This is a genomic window from Streptomyces sp. NPDC017095 (genome assembly GCF_044332325.1).
In the GTDB taxonomy this organism is placed as follows: domain Bacteria; phylum Actinomycetota; class Actinomycetes; order Streptomycetales; family Streptomycetaceae; genus Streptomyces.
In genome coordinates, this window is sequence record NZ_JBIROU010000013.1 from 15,475 (window position 1) to 37,817 (window position 22,343).

Below are 22,343 nucleotides of genomic sequence, written 5' to 3' on the forward strand. Positions count from 1 at the left end.
GCGGCCTTCTCATGCAGCTCTTATGGCGGCCTTATGGTGGCATCACGGTCCGTGCCTAGCTTGCGGCCATGTTCTTCACCTACCTGAGGCGCGAACTGCGCCGCCGCAGAAAGGCGGCCCTCGTCGTCGCCTCCGGCCTCGCGCTGGGCATCGCGCTCGTCATCGTCGTCGACTCCGTGTCGAACGGCATGGGGAAGGCGCAGGACAGGGTCCTCCAGTCGCTGTACGGGCTCGGCACGGACATGACGGTGACCAAGGCGGCGTCGGCGCCCACCGGCGACGCCCAGCGGCCCCGGTTCCGGTTCGACGCGCGCGGTGACGACGACAGTTCCGCCCAGAGCAGCGACCGCGTCATGGTGCAGGGCTTCCAGACGCTGTCCGCCGTCACGGTGGGCAAGGTCGGCGCGCAGCCCGGCGTCTCGGACGCGGTCGGCGGGCTGAGCCTCCAGGTCGTCAAGGTCAGCGGCCAGTTCACCCGGGGCAAGGTCCAGCAGGACGGCGGCGGCTTCCAGCGCGGCGGCGAAGGCGGCCCGGGCCAGGTGCAGGGCGGCGGCGCCGACTTCGACGTCAACAGCTACTCCGTCTACGGCACCGACGTCACCAAGCCCGGCCTCGGCCCGCTGACCTCCTCCAAGATCACCAGCGGCCGCGCCTTCCGGCCGGCGGAGTCGGACGCCGAGGTCGCCGTCGTGGACTCCGCCTACGCCCGGCAGAAGAAGTACAAGGCCGGCTCCACCGTCACCGTCAAGGGCGTCGCGTTCACGGTGATCGGCATCGCCACCGCCGACAGCGGTGACGCAGCCGCCGACCTGTACCTGCCGCTGAAGCGGGCCCAGGCCCTGGCCGGCGCCAAGGACAAGGTCACCACGGTCTACGTCGAGGCGACCGACTCCACGAAGATCGGCAGCGTCCGGTCCGCGATCCGGAAGAACGTCCCGGGTACGACGGTCACCACCTCCGCCGACCTCGCGGACACCGTCTCCGGCTCCCTGTCCACCGCCTCCTCGCTCGCCGCCGGCGTCGGCAGGTGGCTGTCCGCCGCCGTGCTGGCGGCCGCGTTCCTGGTGGCCGGCCTGCTCACCTCCTCCGCCGTCTCCCGGCGGGTCCGCGAGTTCGGCACGCTCAAGGCCCTGGGCTGGAAGTCCGGCCGGGTGACCGGCCAGGTGATCGGCGAGGCCGTGGTCAACGGCCTGGTCGGCGGCGTCCTCGGCATCGCCCTGGGCCTGGCGGGCGCGTACGCCGTCACCGCCGTCAGCCCCGGCCTCGAGGCCCAGCTCGGCGGCGGCGCGGGCGGCACCACCGGCGGCGGCTTCGGCGGACCGGGCCGGCAGCCGGCGAAGACGCTGGAGGTGGCGCTCACCGCCCCGGTCAGCGTCACCACGATCGTGCTGGCGGTGGGCCTGGCGGTGGCCGGCGGTCTGGTCGCGGGCGCGTTCGGCGGCTGGCGCGCGTCCCGGCTGCGCCCGGCGGACGCGCTGCGGCGGGTGGAATGACCCGGCTTTCCGACCCGTCCCGTAAACCACTCAGGAGCCATCCCGTGTACGAGCTGAAAAACGTCACCAAGCGCTACACCAGAGGCAAGGACACCGTCCACGCCCTCGACGGAATCGACCTCACCATCCCGGACGGCGACCGGCTCGTCATCCAAGGCCCCACCGGCGGCGGAAAATCCACCCTGCTGCAGATGCTCGGCGGCCTCGACCGCCCCACCTCCGGGGAAGTCCTCCTGGACGGCACCGACCTGGCGGGGCTCGGCGAGACGCGGCTGACCCGGCTCCGCAGCCAGAACATCGGCTTCGTTTTCCAGTCCTTCAACCTCATCCCGACGCTCACCGCCCAGGAGAACGTCGAGACCGCCCTCGTCCCCCTCGGCGTCAAGGCCGGGGAACGGCGCGAACGCGCCGCGCGGGCGCTGGAATCCGTCGGTCTGGGCGAGCGGCTCGGGCATCTGCCCGGCGAGATGTCCGGAGGTCAGCAGCAGCGTGTCGCCATCGCCCGCGCCGTGGTGAAGCAGCCCAAGGTGCTGCTGGCCGACGAGCCGACCGGCAATCTCGACGAGGGCATGCGCGACGAGATCATGGACGTGCTCGAACGCCTGTGGAAGGAACACGGGCTGACCTTCATCATGGTCACCCACGACTCCGCGCTGGCGAAAAAGGCGCCGCGACTGGCCACGCTGCGCAAGGGCAAGATCACGGTGAAGGAGAACGCCGACGCCTGACGGTCCATAACACCCTTTCCGGTAAAGGGACTTCGCGGTTGTGTAACGGTATCCGGGGCGACGTGTAACAGTTTCCGGTCGCTCTTTCTCACCGTCCTCTCATCTATTGAGCCGCGTGATCACCCCCCGGCATACTTCGTGATCCGGGGGGTTGGCGTGCAGATGTGCGAGTCCGCCCCCGGCCGGGCGAACGGGGAATTCGCCCGTTACCTCATCTCCAGGGGGAGAACTTGCGCAGACAAGTGAAGAACGCGGCCGCGGCCACCGTGGCGACGGCCGCGGCGGTCGCCCTCGCAGCGGGTATGACCAGCCCCGCGTCGGCGAAGCCGGGCCGCACCACGACCGCGGCCACCGCCGCCTCCAAGCTCACCGCCAAGCACCACGTCACCCTGATCACCGGTGACCGCGTCGCCCTCGACGCCAAGGGCCGCGTCGTCGGCCTGGAGCGGGCCAAGGGCCGCGAACACATACCCTTCCAGGTCCGCAAGACGTCCGGACACACACTGGTCATCCCCGCCGACGCGGCCCACCTGGTCGCCTCCGGCACGCTCGACCAGCGCCTCTTCGACGTCACCGAGCTGAACAAGGCCGTCACCCGCGCTTCGCAGAAGAACGGCCTGAAGGTCATCGTCGGCTACCGCGGCACCGCCACCGCCGCCAAGGCCGACGTCCGGGACGCGGGCACCCTGCGCCGCAGCCTGACGGCGCTCAACGCGGACGCCGTGCAGACCCCGGTCAAGGACACCGCCGGACTGTGGGACGCGCTCACCAACGGCGGCAAGACCGCCTCCGGTATCGCGCACGTCTGGCTCGACGGCGTCCGCAAGGCGAGCCTCGACAAGTCGGTCCCGCAGATCGGCGCCCCCACCGCGTGGAAGGCCGGTTACACCGGCAAGGGCGTCAAGGTCGCCATCCTGGACACCGGTGTGGACACCCGCCACGCGGACCTGAAGGACCAGGTGGCGCAGTCCAGGAACTTCACCACCGCCGCCGACGCCACCGACCACTTCGGGCACGGCACGCACGTCGCCTCCATCGTGGCGGGCACCGGCGCCAAGTCGGGCGGCAAGTACAAGGGTGTGGCCCCGGACGCCAAGCTGCTCAACGGCAAGGTCCTGGACGACGACGGCTACGGTGACGACTCCGGCATCCTCGCCGGCATGGAGTGGGCGGCCGACCAGGGCGCCGACGTCATCAACCTGAGCCTCGGCGGCTACGACACCCCCGAGATCGACCCGCTCGAGGCCGAGGTCAACAAGCTCTCCGCCGAGAAGGGCGTCCTGTTCGCGATCGCCGCGGGCAACGACGGCCCGCAGTCGATCGGCTCGCCGGGCAGCGCGGACGCCGCGCTCACCGTCGGCGCCGTCGACAAGAAGGACGTCCTGGCGGACTTCTCCTCCACCGGCCCGCGTGCCGGTGACGGCGCCATCAAGCCGGACGTCACCGCGCCGGGCGTCGACATCACCGCCGCCGCGGCCGAGGGCAGCGTCATCGACAAGGAGGTCGGGGAGAAGCCCGAGGGCTACCTGACCATCTCCGGCACCTCGATGGCCACCCCGCACGTCGCGGGCGCCGCCGCCATCCTGAAGCAGGAGCACCCCGACTGGGGCTACACCGAGCTGAAGGCCGCCCTCACCGGCTCCGCCAAGGGCGGCAAGTACACGCCGTTCCAGCAGGGCACGGGCCGCATCCAGGTCGACCAGGCCATCAAGCAGTCGGTCGTCGCCGAGCCGGTGTCGCTGAACTTCGGCGTGCAGCAGTGGCCGCACACCGACGACAAGGCCGTCACCAAGAAGCTGACGTACCGCAACCTCGGCGACAAGGACGTCACGCTCACCCTCACCAGCACCGCCACCAACCCCAAGGGCGCCGCCGCCCCGGCGGGCTTCTTCAAGCTGGGCGCGACCCAGGTGACCGTCCCGGCGCACGGCACGGCCGCGGTCGACCTCACCGCCGACACCAGGCTGGGCGGCACCGTCGACGGCGCCTACTCCGCGTACGTGACGGCGAAGGCCGACGGCCAGACGGTCCGCACCGCCGCCGCGGTCCAGCGCGAGGTCGAGTCCTACGACGTCACGCTGAAGTTCATCGGCCGCGACGGCAAGCCGGCCCCGTATTACGACGCCGACCTCAGCGGCGTGGCGGGCCTGGCCAACGGCACCTGGCTGAACCCGTACGACAAGTCCGGCACGGTGAAGGCGCGCGCGCCCAAGGGCACGTACATCCTCAACACCGCCGTCTACGGCGCCCTCGACAACCCCGCCAAGGGCATCGACTGGATCGCGCAGCCGAAGCTGACCATCGGCAAGAAGCAGACGATCACCATCGACGCGCGCAAGGCCAAGCCGGTGAACATCACCGTCCCGGCCTCGGGCGCCAAGTCCGAGTTCGTCTCGCCGGAGTTCGACGTCACCATCGGCGACGGCCAGTACGGCTACGGCTGGTTCCTGGACTCGTACAAGAACTTCCGCACCGCCCACCTGGGCGCGCAGCTGCCCGCCGGGACGCTGTGGCAGCAGTGGGACGGCCACTGGACCAAGGGCGCGACCGAGGAGTACTCCGTCGTGGGCGGCGCCCAGGTCAGGCAGCTCGCCACCGGCTACACCAAGCACTACAAGGCCGGTGACCTGGCCACGGTGAAGGTCCGCATGGGCGCCGCCGCACACGGCAAGAAGGGCTCCGTCGACGCGGTCGGCTGGCTGCCCGGCAGCACCAGCGGCAGCTCCATCAGCGTGCCGCAGAGCCTGCCCGGCACCCGCACCCTGCACCTGTCCGCCAAGGGCGGCGTCGGCTGGGAGCTGGAGTTCGGCCAGGAGGGCAAGCCGGACAAGGATGGCTTCCCGGCCTCCGACTCCGGCTACTCGCTCGGCCAGTTCGCCTTCAAGGCGGGCCAGAGCTACACCAAGACGGTCAACACCGCGGTGTTCGGCCCGCACCTCACCAAGGACTTCGGCCTCTTCCGCGACGGCAACGAGATCTACGGCATGCTGCCGCTGCTCGCCGACGGCGCGAAGCACGCCGGGTACTCGACGTACACCTCGGTGAAGACCACCCTGTACCGCAACGGCACCAAGGTCGGCTCCAACGCCGACCCGCTGTACGGCGACAAGACCTTCAAGGTCCCGGCCGGCGACGCGGCGTACAAGCTGACCACCTCGGTCAAGCGGTCCGCGGAGGTCTCCGAGGCCTCCACGCGGGTCGACGCGACGTGGACCTTCCGCTCGAAGAAGCCGTCGGGCGCCTCCGCCCAGCTGCCCGCCTCCGCCCTGCACTTCGGGGCCACCACGGGCCTGGACAGCCGCGTCGCGGCCGGCAAGAAGGTCACCTTCCCGGTCACCGTGGAGGGCGCCGCTGCCGGCGGCAACCTGAAGTCCCTCGCCGTCTACGTCTCCTACGACGGCAAGACCTTCACGAAGACCACCGTGAAGAACGGCAAGATCACCATCAAGAACCCGGCGAAGAACAAGGCCGTCTCGTTCCGCGCCAAGATCACCGACAAGAAGGGCAACACGTCGGAGATCACGATCTACCACGCGTACTACGGCAAGTGAGCCCTCACCGGCCCCGGTAACGCGTGAGGACGGCCCGCGGCAAGCGTCTGCTTGCCGCGGGCCGTCCGCCGTCCTGCCCCTCCCGCCCGGTGTCCCGGGACGACACCGCCCGGTGTCCTAGGACGAGACCGTCCGGGTCGCGTCCGCGCCCCAGCTCGCCAGCAGGCGCAGCGACTCGGCGGTGGGCGTGTCCGGCGCCGCGTGGTAGGTGATCAGGGACTGGTCCGAGCCGTCGGTCAGCCGGAAGCTCTCGAAGTGCAGCGCGAGCGCGCCCACCAGCGGATGGTGCAGCTCCTTGACGCCATGGCTCTTCTCCTTGACGTCGTGCGTGGCCCACAGCCGGCGGAACTCCTCGCTCTTCACCGACAGCTCGCCCACCAGCGCCGACAGCCGGGGATCGTCCGGATAGCAGCCCGCGTCCATGCGCAGCGCGCACACGATGTCGATCGCCTTCTGCTCCCAGTCGACGAACAGCTCCCGGTACTCCGGGCGCAGGAAGACCAGCCGCGCCCAGTTCCGCTCGGCCGGCACCAGCTCCGCCCAGTCGCCGAAGACGGCCGCCGCCATCCGGTTCCAGGCGAGGATCTCCGCCCGCCGGCCCACCACGTACGCCGGCACCCCGTCCATCGTCTCCAGGAGCTGCCGCAGCGCCCCGCGCACCTGCTGCTGGCGGGCCGCCGGCTTCTTCTTGTGCGCCGTCGGCTTGGCCAGATGCGTCAGGTGCGCGTGCTCGGCGTCCGTCAGCCGCAGCGCCCGGGCGATCGAGTCCAGCACCTCCGCCGACACGTTCCGGCCGTTGCCCTGCTCCAGCCGGGTGTAGTACGCCACCGACACCCCGGCGAGCTGCGCCAGCTCCTCCCGGCGCAGCCCCGGCACCCTGCGGTGCCGTCCGAAACCGGCCAGTCCCACGTCCTCCGGCTTCAGCCGGGCCCGCCGGCTGCGCAGGAACTCGCTCAGCTCCGCCCGCCGGTCCAGGGTCCGGCCGGTGGCCGTCGTCGCGTCCGGCTGCTCGTCCCTGCTCTCCATGCCCTCCAGTATTCCTGGTCCTACGCACCGGAGCCTGACACTGCTGGTGGTACGCACAGCGGTCGTACGTAAGACCGTGGTCTGGGTGAACGCCCGCCCACGCGGCAGGCTGGACGCCGTGCCCGGCGGAAGGCAGCCGGGCGCGAGACCCCCCTCGCTAGGAGATCCCCGGCATGACCACTGTTGCCGCGTACGCCGTGCCCGCCGCGAAGGCCCCGCTGGAGCGGACGACCATCGAGCGGCGCGCGGTCGGCGAGCACGACGTCCTGATCGACATCAAGTTCGCCGGCATCTGCCACTCCGACATCCACCAGGCACGGGAGGGCTGGGGTGAAGCCATCTTCCCGATGGTCCCCGGTCACGAGATCGCGGGCGTCGTCTCCGAGGTCGGCCCCGGCGTGACGAAGTTCAAGGCCGGCGACCGGGTGGGCGTCGGCTGCATGGTCGACTCCTGCCGCGAGTGCGAGAACTGCCTGCGCGGCGAGGAGCAGTACTGCCTGCGCGGCATGGTCGGCACCTACAACGCCGTCGGCAAGGACGGCCGGCCCACCTACGGCGGCTACTCCGAGAAGATCGTCGTCGACGAGAACTTCGTCCTGCGCATCCCCGACGGCCTCTCCCTGGACGTGGCCGCGCCGCTGCTGTGCGCGGGCATCACCACCTACTCCCCGCTGCACCACTGGAACGCGGGCCCCGGCAAGAAGGTCGCGGTCGTCGGCCTGGGCGGGCTCGGCCACATGGCCGTCAAGCTGGCGCACGCCATGGGCGCCGAGGTCACCGTCCTGTCCCAGTCCCTGCGCAAGAAGGACGACGGCCTGAAGCTGGGCGCCGACCACTACTACGCCACCAGCGACCCGAAGACCTTCGAGGACCTGGCCGGCACCTTCGACCTGATCGTCTCGACCGTGTCCGCCCCGATGGACTTCGGCGCGCTGCTGTCGCTGCTGAAGGTGGACGGCGCGCTGGTCAACGTGGGCGCCCCCGAGGAGCCGGTCGAGCTCAACCTGTTCTCCCTGATCGGCGGCCGCAAGACCCTCGCGGGCTCCATGATCGGCGGCATCCGCGAGACCCAGGAGATGCTGGACTTCTGCGCCGAGCACGGCATCGGCGCCGAGATCGAGCTGATCGACGCGGCGCAGGTCAACGAGGCGTACGAGCGGGTGCTGGCGAGCGACGTCCGCTACCGCTTCGTGATCGACACGGCGACGATCTGACGATCAGCCGTACGACCGTCCGGGGGCGGGACCGGGCACCCGCCCGGCCCCGCCCCCGGCGCACGACTCAGCCCTCGGCGCGCGCGAGCCCGATCGGGCAGGACACGCCGGTCCCGCCGAGGCCGCAGTATCCGCCCGGGTTCTTGGCGTCCGAAAGGTACTGCTGGTGATAAGCCTCCGCCGGGTAGAAGACGCGGCCCTCGGCGGGGAGGATCTCCGTGGTGATCGTGCCGTGGCCGGAGCCGGTCAGGACCTTCTGGTAGGCCTCGCGGGACGCCTCGGCCGCCGCGGCCTGCTCCGGGGTGTGGGTGTAGATCGCCGAACGGTACTGCGTGCCCACGTCGTTGCCCTGGCGGAAGCCCTGGGTCGGGTTGTGCGACTCCCAGAAGGTCTTCAGCAGCTGGTCGTACGAGATCAGCCGCTGGTCGTAGACCACCCGGACCGCTTCCGTGTGGCCGGTCAGGCCCGAGCAGACCTCCTCGTACGTCGGGTTCTCCGTGTAACCGCCCTGGTAGCCCACCAGGGTCGTGTACACACCCTCCGGAAGCTGCCAGAACGCGCGCTCCGCGCCCCAGAAGCAGCCCAGGCCGAAATCGGCGGTCTCCAGGCCCTCGGGGTACGGTCCGAGCAGCGGCGTACCGAGGACGGTGTGGCGGTCGGGGACCTCGTAGGCGAGTGCGGGGCGGCCCTTGAGCGCCTGCTCGGGGGTGGGCAGCTGGGGGGTGCGGCCGAAGAGCATCGGGTCTCCCTGTCGGTCGGGTAGGAGTGCCGGCCGCCTGCGCGGCGCCGACACCCTCACAACGTCCGGCGGACGCCGGGCATTCCGGTCCTGATCAGCCCGGCAGGCCCGCCGGGGTGCCGCCGTTGGCCTCGTAGCCGCCGACCGCCAGGGCGCGGTGGAGGGCGAAGGCGGCGGCCGGGTCGTCGGACAGGGTCCACGGCAGCGCGCCGACATGCCCGTCCACGTGGAGGAGCTGGTCCATGGCCTCCGCCCAGCGCTCGGCGCGGACCAGGAAGCAGACCAGCAGGTGCCGCACGTGCGGGAGCGTCGGGTCGTCGGGGAGGGCCGCGTGCGCCGCGTGCAGGGCGCCGTGGATCGCCTTGGTGACGACCTCGCTCTGGTAGAAGCTCCTGACCAGGTTCACCTCCGGGAGGTGCTCGAACACCGCGAACAGCGGCAGCGCGGCCAGCAGTGAACCCTCAGGAGCGCGGGCGGCGGCGGTCTCGGCGAAGGCGTACGCCTGCTCGCGGGAGCCGTGCCACTTCTCGCACCAGTGGTGCAGCGCCGCCAGATGCGCGCCCATGTGGTGCGGGGCGCGGTCGAGGATCTTCCGCCACAGCCGCTCGAACTCGTCCGGCGGATAGGCCAGCCCGCGCGCGACGGACAGTTCTATGACGTACGGCACCGGGTCGCCGGGGGCCAGCAGGGCGGCCTCGGCGCACAGCGTCCGGGCCTCCTCCATGATGATCCGGAACTCGTCCGTGCCCGGCGTCGCCGTCCGCCACGCCTGCTGGACCAGGAACTCCGCGTGCACGGCGGCGCCGCCCGCGTCCTTGGGCCGCTCGGCCCGCCACACCCGCAGCCACTGGCCGCCCGGCGTCTCGTGCACCCCGCCGGGCCGCTGCCGCAGCTCCAGGGCGGCGGCGCCGGCGAACGCCTGCACCCGCTGCCAGCGCAGTTCGCCCGCGGTCTCGGTGCCGGCCAGCAGCTGGGCCGCCGTCCGGTAGTCCTGGGTGCGCTGCACCAGGTCGAGGGCCTGGAGCAGGTCCTCGTCCGGGCCGGGCAGGCGCACGTCCAGGTCTTCCTGGCGCACGAAGCCGTAGGCCGCCGGGTCCGCGGCGTCCGGGTGTCCGGGGTGGACGCGCTCGATCACGCCGCGCCTGCGCCGCAGGAGCGGGAGCAGGACGAAGCCCAGCATGAGCAGTGCCGTCAGCAGCCAGAGAGTCGCCATGCCTCAAGCGAACCAGACCCCGCGGACAAATGGCGAACCCCGCCGCCCGCCTGTGGATAACTCCCGATCAGAGCTTGACGGCAAGCGGGCGGAACCCGGCGAGCCCCCTCTTGGCGTACGTCACGATCCGGCCGGGCGCATTAGGCTCGATGCACATGAGCGACAGGCATATCAGTGACCACTTCGAGACCCTGGCGATCCACGCGGGCAACACCGCGGATCCCCTCACCGGCGCGGTCGTCCCGCCGATCTACCAGGTCTCCACCTACAAGCAGGACGGCGTCGGCGGGCTGCGCGGCGGCTACGAGTACAGCCGCAGCGCCAATCCGACCCGGACCGCGCTGGAGGAGAACCTCGCCGCGCTGGAGGGCGGTCGCCGCGGCCTGGCCTTCGCGTCCGGCCTGGCCGCCGAGGACACACTGCTGCGTACGCTGCTCAGCCCCGGCGACCACGTGGTGATCCCGGACGACGCCTACGGCGGCACCTTCCGGCTGTTCGCCAAGGTGATCACCCGCTGGGGCGTGCAGTGGTCGGTCGCCGACACCAGCGACCCGGCCGCGGTCCGCGCCGCGATCACCCCGAAGACGAAGGCCGTCTGGGTGGAGACCCCGTCCAACCCGCTCCTCGGCATCACCGACATCGCCGCCGTCGCCCAGGTCGCCCACGACGCGGGTGCCAGGCTGGTCGTCGACAACACCTTCGCCACCCCCTACCTCCAGCAGCCGCTGTCGCTCGGGGCGGACGTCGTCGTGCACTCCCTGACGAAGTACATGGGCGGCCACTCGGACGTGGTCGGCGGTGCGCTGATCGTCGCCGACCAGGCGCTGGGCGAGGAGCTGGCCTACCACCAGAACGCGATGGGCGCCGTCGCCGGCCCCTTCGACTCCTGGCTGGTGCTGCGCGGCACGAAGACCCTCGCGGTGCGCATGGACCGGCACAGCGAGAACGCCACGAAGATCGCCGACATGCTGACCCGGCACCCGCGCGTGACCGCCGTCGCCTACCCGGGGCTGCCCGACCACCCCGGCCACGACGTCGCCGTCAAGCAGATGAGGGCGTTCGGCGGCATGGTGTCGTTCCGCGTCGCGGGCGGCGAGGAGGCCGCGCTCCAGGTGTGCGGCCGTACCGAGGTGTTCACCCTGGGCGAGTCCCTCGGCGGTGTCGAGTCCCTCATCGAGCACCCCGGCCGGATGACGCACGCCTCCGTGGCCGGCTCGCAGCTGGAGGTCCCGGACGATCTGGTGCGTCTGTCCGTCGGCATCGAGAACGTCGACGACCTGATCGAGGACCTCAAGCAGGCCCTCGGCTAGAGCCCGGCCTGCCGTTTCCCGTCCGGCCGTTCCCGTCCGCCTCCGGGCGACGGCGCGGTCGGCCGGCCGGGCCCTAGGGCTGCCAGCCGGTGACCGGTGGGGTCGTCCCCGAGGGCGGCTCCGCCCACGGGCGGGCGCCGGCCGCCCATACGGCGAACGCCACGGCCGCCGCGCACGCCAGCAGCCCCAGCATCCGGCGGACGAGCCGGCGGCGGCGCAGCAGCCGGTCGCCGTGGCGGACCGCGTCCGCGTGCAGCTCCGGCGGCACCGGCACGGCCGCCCGCTCCATGACCCGCCGTACCGCGGCCTCCCGTTCCCCCCGTTTCACCGCGCGCTCCGGTTCCGGCCGGGCGCGGGGACTGCCGCCCCGCCCGTCCCGCCGTCGCGCGCGAAGCGGCCGCGGGGTGCGCCGCGGGGCGGCCGTGACCGGGTCATGAGGGTGCCGCCGTCGGGGCCGCCGGATGGGGTGGTGTCCGCCGGGCGGGGTGCAGCACGGTGGCCGTCGCCCGGTCGCAGAGGGTGCGCACGCGTTCTGCGGGCAGCCCGAGCAGCGCCGCCGTCTGTTCCTCGGCCACCCCCTCGTACAGCCGCAGGACGAGCACCAGCCGCTCGCGCGGGGTGAGCGCGGCGAGCGGGCCGCGCGGCTCCGGCCGGGCGTGGCCGGGGACGGCGCAGCGGTGCCAGACGGTGCGCGCGAAGCGGGTGGCGAGGTGCTGGCGGGCGCGGTCGTACGGGTCCTCGCCGCGCAGCCGGTCCCAGTCGGCGTAGGTGTGGGCGAGCGCGAGGGTCAGCAGGCGCCGTGCGCGCGGGTTGGCGTCCGGCGGCTCCGCGGTGAGCAGCGTGGCCGTGTGCAGCAGCCGTCCGGCCGCGCCCGCGACGAACGCCTCGAACTCCCGGGCCCGGCGGTCACCGCGGGCCCGCTGCCGCTCACGCACCGCGCCTCCCCCCGACGGGGTCCTGTCCGGACCCGGTCTCATCATCAGGCCGGTGGCGGCCCCGGGGTCAAGACGTCGGACCTGCCCGGATACGCGCTCAGGAGGCCGGAGGCTGCTCCGCCGCCGGAACGGCCTGCACCGTCATCCGCGCGGAGAGCGCGTCGTTGAAGCGGGTCAGGAGCGCGCAGAACTGCTCGCGCTCCGCCGGCGCCCAGTCGTGCGTCAGCTCGTCCATGAGCCGGCGCCGGGACGAGCGCACCTCCTCCAGCCGGGCGGTGCCGCGCGGCGACAGCTGGAGCACCACCGCGCGCCCGTCCTCCGGGTGCGAGGTCCGCTTCACCAGCCCGCTGTCGACCAGCGGCGCCACCTGCCGGGTCACCGTGGAGGAGTCGATGCCCATGCTGGCCGCGAGTGCCTTGACCCCCATCGGGCCTTCCTTGTCCAGGCGGTTGAGCAGCAGGTAGGCGGCACGGTCCATGGAGTTGCGCACCTGCCCCACGCCGCCGAGCCGGGTCTGTTCGGCGCGGCGGGCGAACACCGCCACCTCGTGCTGGAGGGTATCGAGAAGACCGGTGTCACCGACGGTCGTCATGTCCATCGACATTTCTGGTGTTGTGGGCATGGCCGGAGGCTCACTTCATGAGGGCTGCTGGGTTGGGGGACAGGGTACGCGGCCCGGCGGCGGGCCGTACCGGCGCTGCGCAAACCCGGTCTCGCAGCTTGGGCACACCCGTCGCGCGCACGGGCGAACTGCGATGCTGGAGTCATGAGCTACCGCACGGCCTTCCTGTCCTCCGTCACCCTCGACGACGTGCGCGGCGCCCGGAAGATGCTCTCGGGCGTGGCTCGCGAGACCGCGCTGGAGAGCAGCCGGTACCTGTCCCGGACGGTCGGCGCGCCGGTGCACCTGAAGTGCGAGAACCTCCAGCGGACCGGCTCGTTCAAGCTGCGCGGCGCCTATGTGCGGATCGCCGGGCTGCTGCCGGAGGAGCGGGCGGCCGGAGTGGTGGCCGCGAGCGCGGGCAACCACGCGCAGGGCGTGGCGCTGGCCTCCTCGCTGCTGGGCGTGCACGCCACGGTGTTCATGCCGCGGGGCGCGCCGCTGCCGAAGGTCAGCGCCACCCGGGAGTACGGCGCGGAGGTGCGCCTGCACGGTCAGGTGGTCGACGAGACGCTGGCCGCGGCGCAGGAGTACGCGGCGGCGACCGGCGCGGTGTTCATCCACCCCTTCGACCACCCGGACGTGATCGCCGGCCAGGGCACGGTCGGGCTGGAGATCCTGGAGCAGTGCCCGGAGGTGCGCACGATCGTCGTCGGCATGGGCGGCGGCGGGCTCGCGGCCGGGATCGCGGTGGCGGTGAAGGCGCTGCGGCCGGACGTGCGGATCGTCGGTGTGCAGGCGGAGGGCGCCGCCTGTTACCCGCCCTCGCTGGCCGCCGGGCATCCGGTGTCGCTGGAGAGCCCGGCGACGATGGCCGACGGCATCCGGGTGGGCCGGCCGGGCGCGGTGCCGTTCGGGATCGTCGGCGAGCTGGTGGACGAGGTGCGGACGGTGAGCGAGGACCAGTTGTCCGCGGCGCTGCTGCTGTGCCTGGAGCGGGCCAAGCTGGTCGTGGAGCCGGCCGGGGCGAGTCCGGTCGCCGCGCTGCTGGCCGCGCCGGAACGTTTCGACGGCCCGGTCGTCGCGGTGCTGTCCGGCGGCAATGTCGACCCGGTGCTGATGCAGCGCGTGCTGCGGCACGGCATGGCCGCGCAGGGCCGGTATCTGGCGGTGCGGCTGCGGCTGACCGACCGGCCGGGCGCGCTGGCCACGCTGCTCGGGGTGCTGTCGGCGGTCGACGCCAACGTGCTCGACGTGAGCCACGTCCGCACCGATCCGCGGCTCGGGCTCACGGAGGCCGAGGTGGAGCTGCACCTGGAGACCGAGGGGCCGGAGCACTGCGCGGAGGTCGGCCGGGCGCTGCGGGACGCCGGTTACCCGGTCATCGCCTGACCCGTCCGGCCGGCCGCCTTCCGGTCGGGGCGCCGGGGGCCTGTGACGAAGCCCCCGGCCGCCCTGAGGGCGCCGGGGGCTTCGAAGCGGGCCGGGAGGCCGGCTCAGCTCGTGTAGGGCTCGGCCTTCAGGATCCGCACGGAGGCCTTCTTGCCGTTCGGCAGTTCGTACTGCGCGTCGTCGCCGACCTTGTGGCCGAGGACGCCCGAGCCCAGCGGGGACTGCGGGGAGTACGTCTCGATGTCGGAGCTCGCGTACTCGCGGGAGGCGAGCAGGAACGTCAGGGTGTCGTCCTCGTCACCGTCGAAGGCGATCGTGACGACCATGCCGGGCGCGACCACGCCGTCCGCGGCCGGCGCCTCGCCGACCTTGGCGTTCTCGAGGAGCTGGGTCAGCTGGCGCACACGCAGCTCTTGCTTGCCCTGCTCCTCCTTGGCCGCGTGGTACCCGCCGTTCTCGCGCAGGTCGCCCTCCTCGCGCGCGGCCGCGATCTTGGCGGCGATCTCCGTGCGCGCAGGACCAGTAAGGTACTCAAGCTCGTCCTTGAGCTTGTTGTACGCCTCCTGGGTCAGCCAGGTGACGTTCTCGCTGGTCTGGGTCACAGGGTGCTCCTCGTCGGTACTGGGAATACAAAGCATCGCCCTACCCAGAAGAATGTTCCCTCATGGATGGGCGAAACCACGAGCCTAACAATTCATGGGCGAAAGGGGGAGGACATAAGCCGTCAAAGTTACATCAACGCAGGTGAGGATGTACGTATTCCGGGTGAAACCGGGGAGTGTCCGGCAGTCGTCAGCCGGCGTGACAGCCCAGCAACTGGGCCGTGGTGCCCCGCGCGGTCGTACGGAGCGTGACCACCTTGTCGATCCGGGTGGCCGGCCCGGAGAAGCGGAAGTCGGCCCGGCCGACCTCGGCGCCGTCGCCCGACTGGGACCGCACCGTGCAGTAGCCGGCGGTGCCGGCGTCCTTGCGGACCTCCAGATGGATCGCGACCGCGTCGTCGGACGCCTGGAAGGTGATGACCTCGCCGCTGATCTCGTTCTGCGCGACGTAGTGGTAGGCGAAGTAGCCGACCAGTGCGAGCAGCGCCGCGCCCAGCACCGTACCGGCGATCTTGAGCTTGCGGTCGGCGCGCTCGTCCGAGGGGCGGCCGTAGCGGCCCTCGGGCAGCCGCGTGCTCGCGGTACTCATGATCGTCCTCTCCGCGGAATTATTAGCCCCCCGATTGGGTCACTATAGAAGCCTCCCGACCGCGACCCGACCGCCACCCCTCAGGGATGTCCCTTCGGGACGACACCAGTTTGATCGCGCCCGAAGCCACGGGGGCGCCGAGTTACCGAGGATTGAGTCTTGACTGACCAGTTGCGACTGATGGCCGTTCACGCGCACCCCGACGACGAGTCGAGCAAGGGCGCGGCCACCATGGCGAAGTACGTGTCCGAGGGGGTGGACGTGCTGGTGGTGACCTGCACCGGCGGCGAGCGCGGGTCCATCCTCAATCCCAAGCTGCAGGGCGACAGGTACATCGAGGAGCACATCCACGAGGTGCGCAAGAAGGAGATGGACGAGGCGCGCGAGATCCTCGGCGTCAAGCAGGACTGGCTCGGCTTCGTCGACTCCGGGCTGCCCGAGGGCGACCCGCTGCCGCCGCTGCCCGAGGGCTGCTTCGCCCTGGAGGACGTCGACCACGCGGCCGGCGAGCTGGTGCGCAGGATCCGTGCCTTCCGCCCGCAGGTGATCACCACCTACGACGAGAACGGCGGCTACCCGCACCCCGACCACATCATGACCCACAAGATCTCCATGGTGGCGTTCGAGGGCGCGGCGGACACCCTGAAGTACCCGGAGGAGGAGTTCGGGCCCGCCTGGCAGCCGCTGAAGCTCTACTACAACCAGGGCTTCAACCGCCCGCGCACCGAGGCGCTGCACCAGGCCATGGTCGACCGCGGCCTGGAGTCGCCGTACGGGGACTGGCTCAAGCGCTGGGACGAGGTGCAGCGCACCGAGCGCACGCTGACCACGCACGTCCCGTGCGCGGAGTTCTTCGAGATCCGTGACAAGGCGCTGATCGCCCACGCCACGCAGATCGACCCGGACGGCGGCTGGTTCAAGGTGCCGATGGAGATCCAGAAGGAGGTCTGGCCGACCGAGGAGTACGAGCTGGCGAAGTCTCTCGTCGATACCTCCCTCCCCGAGGACGACCTCTTCGCGGGCATCCGGGACAATGCCTGACATGAGCGCAAGCGTGAGCCTGGCAGTGACGCACCTGGTCCCCCTCGCCAAGGAGGTCGACCAGAACAAGGTCACCCCCGGCATCCTCGGCTTCATCGTCTTCGCGGTGATGGCCCTGGCCGTGTGGGGGCTGATGAAGTCCATGAGCAAGCACATGCGGAAGGTCGACTTCAAGGAGGCCCCGGAGGCCGGCGCGGAGCCGGCCGGCTCCGCGCCGCAGCGGGGCTGACCCGGGGGCCGGCGCCCCGCCGGTGCCGCCACACCCGTCACCGCACGGGCGTGGCGGTCCGCAGCCGTGCGCGGCCGCGCGGGCTTCCGGCGGTGGGGGCGCACGCCGGGACCCGGTCGTCCGACTCCTCGTCCCAAGGGCGCGCTGCCGACGGTGCGGCCACCCGCGCGGGGAGGCGCCGGCCGGGGCGCGGCCTGACAGCCGAGGCCGGCTTCGAGGGGCGATCCCGCGGAGGGCCGGCGCCCTCAAGGCCGAGCGGTACGTGGAAACGACCCTCAGGCCGCGCCCCGCCGGGTACCTCAGGTTGCGGAAGATTCCGTCGGCTCTCGGCGTCCTGCCCTCGCCGCCGTCGAGGGCTGCCCCGCAGGCACGGCGCTGAGCGCGCTACATGACCCCGAGATCGACCGTGACGGAGAAAGGCACAGTGGCTTTCACCGTGCCGGTGAACATCTCGCCTTCCCTGTAGGCCTTGGTGGCGGGATCGAGAACGTAGGTGTAAACGATCGGGACCCCTGTGGCGGCCTGCTCGACCCGCCAGTAGAAGGGGATGCCGGCCTTGGCGTACTGGTCCACCTTCACGATCCGGTCAGTGGTCTCCGAGCCGGGCGACACGACTTCGACGACCAGCAGTACATGCTCCGGGCGGGTAGGTGTGACGTCGATGGTCTCCGCCCGGTAGACGATGACGTCCGGACGGCGGTTGGTGAGGGGAACGTCCTGCAGGCGGACGTCGAAGCCGGTGTCCGCGTTCCAGTCGGGGCCTGCAGCGGCGTCCAGGGCATTGGCCAAGATCCGAGCGAGCCGGTTGTGCCGCTTGGAGGCGCTCGGACTCACGACGACCATCCCGTCCACGATCTCGATGCCGGCGCACTGCTCCTCGGACCAGGAGTCGTACTGCTCCGCGCTGATCTGCGTATGCATCCACGCGGGCGCCACCATCTCGGCGGTCATGGTGTACCTCCTTCGAGGAGCCTCGGCAGGTCCAGCGCCACTGCGCCCAGCCTACTGTTCCGAGGTGCCGGGTCGTCCGGTCCGCAGAGGGATGGAAGCACCCGCTACGTGAGGGCCCACAAGTGCAATGCGGCCAAGCGAGGCGGGCACGTGAGCGTTTCCCCGGTCGTGCCAGCCGCTGTGAGAGGCTGGGTCGTATGAACCGGCTGGCTGGTATGACCTCGCCTTATCTGCTACAGCATGCTGACAATCCGGTTGACTGGTGGCCCTGGGGTCCCGAGGCGTTCGAGGAAGCAAAACGGCGCGGTGTGCCCATCCTGCTCTCAGTCGGATACTCGGCGTGTCACTGGTGCCACGTCATGGCGCACGAGTCGTTCGAGGACCAGGCCACCGCGGACTACCTGAACGAGCATTTCGTCAGCGTCAAGGTCGACCGCGAGGAGCGGCCGGACGTGGACGCCGTCTACATGGAGGCCGTGCAGGCGGCCACCGGGCACGGTGGCTGGCCCATGACCGTCTTCCTCACGCCCGACGCCGAGCCGTTCTACTTCGGCACCTACTTCCCGCCCGTCCCACGGCACGGCTCGCCCTCCTTCCGGCAGGTGCTGGAGGGCGTCCGGCAGGCGTGGACCACCCGGCGCGACGAGGTCGGCGAGGTCGCCGGGAAGATCGTCCGCGATCTCGCCCAGCGCGAGATGGTCCGGCAGGCCGCCGAGGCGCCCGGCGAGCAGGAACTCGCCCAGGCCCTCCTCGGGCTCACCCGCGAGTACGACCCGCAGCGCGGCGGATTCGGCGGCGCGCCCAAGTTCCCGCCGTCCATGGTGCTGGAGTTCCTGCTGCGCCACCACGCGCGCACGGGCGCCGAGGGCGCGCTCGAGATGGCCCGGGACACCTGTGAGCGGATGGCGCGGGGCGGGATCTACGACCAGCTCGGCGGCGGCTTCGCCCGCTACTCCGTGGACCGCGACTGGACCGTGCCGCACTTCGAGAAGATGCTGTACGACAACGCCCTGCTGTGCCGGGTGTACGCGCATCTGTGGCGGGCCACCGGATCGGATCTGGCCCGGCGGGTCGCGCTGGAGACCGCCGACTTCCTCGTCCGCGAACTGCGCACCGAGCAGGGCGGGTTCGCCTCCGCCCTCGACGCCGACAGCGACGACGGCACCGGACGGCACGTGGAAGGGGCGTACTACGTCTGGACGCCCGGGCAGCTCGCCGACGTCCTCGGCGACGACGCCGCACTCGCCGCCCAGTACTTCGGCGTGACCGCGGAGGGCACCTTCGAGCACGGGCAGTCCGTCCTGCAGCTCCCGCAGACCGAGGGCGTGTTCGACGCCGACAAGGTCGCCTCCGTCCGGAGCCGGCTGCTCGACGCCCGGGCGCGGCGGCCCGCACCCGGCCGGGACGACAAGGTGGTCGCCGCCTGGAACGGCCTGGCCGTCGCCGCGCTCGCCGAGACCGGCGCCTACTTCGACCGGCCCGACCTGGTCGAGGCCGCGCTCGGCGCCGCCGATCTGCTCGTCCGCGTCCACCTGGACGAACACGCCCGGCTCGCCCGCACCAGCAAGGACGGCCGGGTCGGCCCCAACGCCGGCGTGCTGGAGGACTACGGCGATGTCGCCGAGGGCTTCCTCGCGCTCGCCGCCGTCACCGGGGAGGGCGTCTGGCTCGACTTCGCCGGACTGCTGCTCGACCACGTCCTGGCCCGGTTCACGGACCCGGCGACCGGCGCCCTGTACGACACCGCCTCCGACGCCGAGCAGCTCATCCGCCGGCCGCAGGACCCCACCGACAACGCCGCGCCCTCGGGCTGGACCGCCGCGGCCGGCGCGCTGCTCGGCTACGCCGCGCAGACCGGCTCCGAGCCGCACCGGGCCGCCGCCGAGCGGGCGCTCGGGATCGTGAAGACGCTCGGCCCGCGCGTGCCCCGGTTCGTCGGGTGGGGCCTGGCCGTCGCCGAGGCGCTGCTCGACGGGCCGCGCGAGGTGGCCGTCGTGGGCCCCGCGGGGGCCGACGAGCGGACGGCCGCCCTGCACCGTACGGCCCTGCTCGGCACCGCCCCGGGCGCGGTCGTCGCCTGTGGCGTCCCGGACGGCGAGGAGTTCCCGCTGCTGGCCGGCCGCACCCTCATCGACGGCGCACCGGCCGCCTACGTCTGCCGCGGCTTCGTCTGCGACCTGCCGGTGACGGACCCGGAGGCGCTGCGGGCGAGGCTGACGGCGCCCTGACCGGTCCCGGCCCGCCGGGCGGGCCGGGCGGCTCAGCGCTTTCCGAGGGCGCGTTCCACGATGGCCTGGAGCTGATCGTGGTGCGCGCCCTTCCAGTACGCGCGCCCGCAGTCCGCGCACTGGGCGAAGACGTCGTAGGAGCGCAGGGTGCCGCCCTCGATGCGGTCGGCCACCTCCTCCTTGGCGGCGTCCCTCAGCGGACCGTTGCAGGCGGTGCAGCGCGACCAGGGGCGCAGCTCGGGAGCGAAGCGGTCCAGGACGTCCTGGAGCTGGTCGTCGGGCCGGGTGCTGTAGACGAACGCGCCGGCCCACAGCTCCCGGCGGCGCAGCAGACCGCGGTCCCGGCTGAGCATGACCCGCTTCTCGGCGGCGGAGCGGGCGGCGAGCGCCGGGTCGCCGATGTCCGTCGACTCGTACGCCGTGTCCACGCCGAGCAGCCGCAGCCGGCGGGCCAGCGTGCCGAGGTGGACGTCGAGGAGGAAGCGCAGCGGCGCGCCGGGCACCCGCTGGGGCCGCTCCACCGGCCGGACGGCGACCCGCTCGGCCGGTCCGGGCACGTGCGAGGGCGGGACGGTACGGCCGTTCACGACGAGGGCGCCGACCTCGGTGAGCGGGACGCCGAGGGACTCGACGACGTGGCCGAGGGTCGAGACCCCGTCGGTGGCCAGCGCGGTGGCCGTGCCGCGGCGGGCGGCCGGCACGAACAGACTCAGTTCGGGGGCGACTTCGACGTGGATCTCGGGACCGTTCACTCCGTCAGGATCGCACGGCGCGCGGCGCGGGCCTCAGCGGTTCTCCCGGGGCAGCCCGTGCTCCAGGACGTCCAGGGTGCGGTCGACGAGGGCCGGCAGATCGTCCTGGTGGTCCCGCTCGGCCCAGTACAGGAAGGTCTCCAGCAGACCGCCGATCAGCGACATGGCGTAGACCCGCACCTCCAGGCCGTCCGGGTCGCGGCCGGTGCGCTCGGCGACGGCCTGGCAGAGCGTCCGGCCGGTGACCGACATGCTCTCCGTCATCCGCGAGCGCACCGCGGGCACCCGCACCATGAGGCGGGTGCGCAGCCGGACGGTCCGGGTGTCCTGCGCCATGCTCAGCCGGACGGCCCGCCGCAGCGCGTACCGCAGGGTCCGCGGCCAGGGCTCGTCCGCGGGCCGCCGCCGGATCTCCTCCAGGATCAGCGGGTCGTACTCGTGGGTGAGGACGATGTCCTCCTTGGTGGGGAAGTACCGGAAGACGGTCGACGGCGACACCTCGGCCCGCTCGGCGATCCGGTCGATCGTCGTGGCGTCGTAGCCCTGCTCCTCGACCAGCGCGTACATCGCCGCGCGGATCGCCTCCCGGGTCTTGGCCTTCTTGCGCTCCCGCAGGCCGGGACGGGGCCCGCCGGGCGGGGCGGCGGGGGCGGCGGGGGTGGCGGAGGAGGTGGGGGAGTGTACGGCCGTCATGCCGGTCATTGTCCGGCATCCGCCGTCCGCCGTGCCGGCGGTCACGGCCGGAACCCCTCTTCCGTGCCGTGCGCCGGGCGGACGGCGAACGGCCACGGCTCGCGGGGAGCCGTGGCCGTGCGTGCGGGCGGACCGGGGCTACGCGTGCTGGTACGCCACCAGCGAGATGCCGACGTAGTGGACGACGAACGCGGCGAGGGTGAAGGAGTGGAAGACCTCGTGGAAGCCGAACCAGCGCGGTGACGGGTTCGGGCGCTTGATGCCGTAGATCACCCCGCCGACGCTGTACAGCAGGCCGCCGACGACCACCAGGAGCAGGACGGCGACGCCGCCTGTGTGCAGGAAGTCCGGCAGGAAGAAGACGGCCGCCCAGCCCATCGCGATGTAGCAGGGCGTGTAGAGCCAGCGCGGGGCACCGACCCAGAAGACGCGGAAGACTATGCCGGCCGCCGCGGCGGCCCAGATGCTCCACAGCAGCCAGCGGCCCTTCGAGCCGGGCAGGAGGAGCAGGGTCAGCGGGGTGTAGGTGCCCGCGATGATCAGGAAGATGTTGGCGTGATCCAGGCGGCGCAGCACGCCGTCCATCCGGGGGCTCCAGTCGCCCCGGTGGTAGAGCGCGCTGACGCCGAAGAGGAGGCAGGCCGTCAGGGCGTAGACACCGCAGGCGATGCGGCCTCTGGGGGAGTCGGCGAGGGCGGTGAGCACGAGGCCCGCGATGAGTACGGCCGGGAACATGCCGAGATGCAGCCAGCCGCGCAGACGGGGCTTCACCGGGTGCGGCAACGAGAGCGGGACGGGACCGCGGCCGGCGGCCGGCGGGTCCGTGGGCACGTCGGGAACGGACGCAGTCATGTGCCGCATCGTACCGAGGCCGTCGTGAAGCGACCGTCAGTGCACCGGCATCCGGGCCGCCGTGCCCCGTCGGGCAAAAAATCCTTCAGATGTACTCCACGAGAACGCAAAGGACCGTGGAAGTGGTCGCAAAAGCCCGTGGACATCGTGGGATTCGTCACTCCGCTCACCTGTGATGCCCTCTGGACATATGGGCGCTAACCT

Annotated in this window: 21 protein-coding genes; 9 read left to right on the forward strand and 12 right to left on the reverse strand. The window is 72.0% G+C overall.

The genetic code is table 11. The features are described from left to right. Window positions 1-68 precede the first annotated feature (68 nt). From ACH4OA_RS24675 to ACH4OA_RS24685, 3 genes are all read left to right on the forward strand, one after another. Window positions 69-1,493 carry an ABC transporter permease gene (locus ACH4OA_RS24675; RefSeq protein WP_397970952.1) on the forward strand — a complete coding sequence of 475 codons (1,425 nt, stop codon included), beginning with the start codon at window positions 69-71 and terminating at the stop codon, window positions 1,491-1,493. 44 nt (window positions 1,494-1,537) lie between these two features. After that, window positions 1,538-2,221, forward strand: a complete 684-nt coding sequence (locus tag ACH4OA_RS24680; protein ID WP_397949027.1) for an ABC transporter ATP-binding protein — start codon at window positions 1,538-1,540, stop codon at window positions 2,219-2,221. Between the two features lie 302 nt (window positions 2,222-2,523). Further along, window positions 2,524-5,772 (forward strand): S8 family peptidase, encoded by a 3,249-nt coding sequence (locus ACH4OA_RS24685; RefSeq protein WP_397971146.1) that lies wholly within the window; start codon window positions 2,524-2,526, stop codon window positions 5,770-5,772. Window positions 5,773-5,889: 117 nt separating this feature from the next. Here ACH4OA_RS24685 and ACH4OA_RS24690 read toward each other — a convergent pair whose 3' ends face one another. Next, entirely contained in the window at window positions 5,890-6,798 is a 909-nt protein-coding gene (locus ACH4OA_RS24690) for a helix-turn-helix transcriptional regulator (RefSeq protein ID WP_365876226.1), read from the reverse strand. Window positions 6,799-6,971: 173 nt separating this feature from the next. On the opposite strand from ACH4OA_RS24690, the gene ACH4OA_RS24695 reads away from it, so the two are divergent. Further along, a complete protein-coding gene (locus tag ACH4OA_RS24695) occupies window positions 6,972-8,012 on the forward strand; it encodes an NAD(P)-dependent alcohol dehydrogenase (RefSeq protein WP_397941589.1) in 1,041 nt (346 codons plus the stop codon). A 67-nt stretch (window positions 8,013-8,079) separates the two neighbouring features. Here ACH4OA_RS24695 and msrA read toward each other — a convergent pair whose 3' ends face one another. Together msrA and ACH4OA_RS24705 are read right to left on the reverse strand one after the other, a co-directional pair. Beyond that, complete coding sequence (gene msrA, locus ACH4OA_RS24700; protein WP_397970955.1) at window positions 8,080-8,751, reverse strand: peptide-methionine (S)-S-oxide reductase MsrA; 672 nt, start codon at window positions 8,749-8,751, stop codon at window positions 8,080-8,082. A gap of 94 nt (window positions 8,752-8,845) precedes the next feature. Next, complete coding sequence (locus tag ACH4OA_RS24705) at window positions 8,846-9,964, reverse strand: hypothetical protein (RefSeq protein WP_397941593.1); 1,119 nt, start codon at window positions 9,962-9,964, stop codon at window positions 8,846-8,848. Window positions 9,965-10,119: 155 nt separating this feature from the next. Between ACH4OA_RS24705 and ACH4OA_RS24710 the strand changes: the two genes are divergently transcribed. Then, a complete protein-coding gene (locus ACH4OA_RS24710) occupies window positions 10,120-11,274 on the forward strand; it encodes a cystathionine gamma-synthase (protein ID WP_397941595.1) in 1,155 nt (384 codons plus the stop codon). 73 nt (window positions 11,275-11,347) lie between these two features. Here the strand turns inward: ACH4OA_RS24710 and ACH4OA_RS24715 are convergent, their stop codons facing one another. From ACH4OA_RS24715 to ACH4OA_RS24725, 3 genes are all read right to left on the reverse strand, one after another. After that, window positions 11,348-11,602 carry a hypothetical protein gene (locus tag ACH4OA_RS24715; protein ID WP_397941597.1) on the reverse strand — a complete coding sequence of 85 codons (255 nt, stop codon included), beginning with the start codon at window positions 11,600-11,602 and terminating at the stop codon, window positions 11,348-11,350. Window positions 11,603-11,705: 103 nt separating this feature from the next. After that, window positions 11,706-12,209: a sigma factor-like helix-turn-helix DNA-binding protein gene (locus tag ACH4OA_RS24720; RefSeq protein WP_397970957.1), complete on the reverse strand. Its 504-nt coding sequence runs from the start codon at window positions 12,207-12,209 to the stop codon at window positions 11,706-11,708. 97 nt (window positions 12,210-12,306) lie between these two features. Next, window positions 12,307-12,813 (reverse strand): MarR family transcriptional regulator, encoded by a 507-nt coding sequence (locus tag ACH4OA_RS24725; RefSeq protein ID WP_365878144.1) that lies wholly within the window; start codon window positions 12,811-12,813, stop codon window positions 12,307-12,309. Window positions 12,814-12,975: 162 nt separating this feature from the next. On the opposite strand from ACH4OA_RS24725, the gene ilvA reads away from it, so the two are divergent. Next, entirely contained in the window at window positions 12,976-14,202 is a 1,227-nt protein-coding gene (gene ilvA / locus ACH4OA_RS24730; RefSeq protein ID WP_365878130.1) for a threonine ammonia-lyase, read from the forward strand. A gap of 104 nt (window positions 14,203-14,306) precedes the next feature. Here ilvA and greA read toward each other — a convergent pair whose 3' ends face one another. Together greA and ACH4OA_RS24740 are read right to left on the reverse strand one after the other, a co-directional pair. Then, the gene (gene greA / locus ACH4OA_RS24735; protein WP_365878132.1) at window positions 14,307-14,804 is read right to left on the reverse strand and encodes a transcription elongation factor GreA; all 498 of its coding nucleotides are present in this window, start codon (window positions 14,802-14,804) and stop codon (window positions 14,307-14,309) included. 190 nt (window positions 14,805-14,994) lie between these two features. After that, window positions 14,995-15,393, reverse strand: a complete 399-nt coding sequence (locus ACH4OA_RS24740; protein WP_397970960.1) for a DUF4307 domain-containing protein — start codon at window positions 15,391-15,393, stop codon at window positions 14,995-14,997. Window positions 15,394-15,552: 159 nt separating this feature from the next. Here ACH4OA_RS24740 and mca point away from each other — a divergent pair, with 159 nt between their 5' ends. Both mca and ACH4OA_RS24750 read left to right on the forward strand, forming a co-directional pair. Further along, the gene (gene mca, locus ACH4OA_RS24745) at window positions 15,553-16,434 is read left to right on the forward strand and encodes a mycothiol conjugate amidase Mca (protein ID WP_397941603.1); all 882 of its coding nucleotides are present in this window, start codon (window positions 15,553-15,555) and stop codon (window positions 16,432-16,434) included. Further along, window positions 16,427-16,663: a hypothetical protein gene (locus ACH4OA_RS24750; RefSeq protein ID WP_397941604.1), complete on the forward strand. Its 237-nt coding sequence runs from the start codon at window positions 16,427-16,429 to the stop codon at window positions 16,661-16,663. The genes mca and ACH4OA_RS24750 overlap by 8 nt, the downstream gene beginning before the upstream one ends. Window positions 16,664-17,047: 384 nt before the next feature. Here the strand turns inward: ACH4OA_RS24750 and ACH4OA_RS24755 are convergent, their stop codons facing one another. Further along, window positions 17,048-17,614 carry a Uma2 family endonuclease gene (locus ACH4OA_RS24755; protein WP_397941605.1) on the reverse strand — a complete coding sequence of 189 codons (567 nt, stop codon included), beginning with the start codon at window positions 17,612-17,614 and terminating at the stop codon, window positions 17,048-17,050. A 197-nt stretch (window positions 17,615-17,811) separates the two neighbouring features. Here ACH4OA_RS24755 and ACH4OA_RS24760 point away from each other — a divergent pair, with 197 nt between their 5' ends. Further along, entirely contained in the window at window positions 17,812-19,842 is a 2,031-nt protein-coding gene (locus ACH4OA_RS24760; RefSeq protein WP_397941606.1) for a thioredoxin domain-containing protein, read from the forward strand. Window positions 19,843-19,874: 32 nt separating this feature from the next. Here the strand turns inward: ACH4OA_RS24760 and ACH4OA_RS24765 are convergent, their stop codons facing one another. From ACH4OA_RS24765 to ACH4OA_RS24775, 3 genes are all read right to left on the reverse strand, one after another. Then, a complete protein-coding gene (locus ACH4OA_RS24765; RefSeq protein WP_397970962.1) occupies window positions 19,875-20,594 on the reverse strand; it encodes a Mut7-C RNAse domain-containing protein in 720 nt (239 codons plus the stop codon). Between the two features lie 33 nt (window positions 20,595-20,627). Further along, window positions 20,628-21,287: a TetR family transcriptional regulator gene (locus tag ACH4OA_RS24770; RefSeq protein WP_365882888.1), complete on the reverse strand. Its 660-nt coding sequence runs from the start codon at window positions 21,285-21,287 to the stop codon at window positions 20,628-20,630. Between the two features lie 138 nt (window positions 21,288-21,425). After that, window positions 21,426-22,139, reverse strand: a complete 714-nt coding sequence (locus ACH4OA_RS24775) for a hemolysin III family protein (RefSeq protein ID WP_397941609.1) — start codon at window positions 22,137-22,139, stop codon at window positions 21,426-21,428. Window positions 22,140-22,343 lie beyond the last annotated feature (204 nt).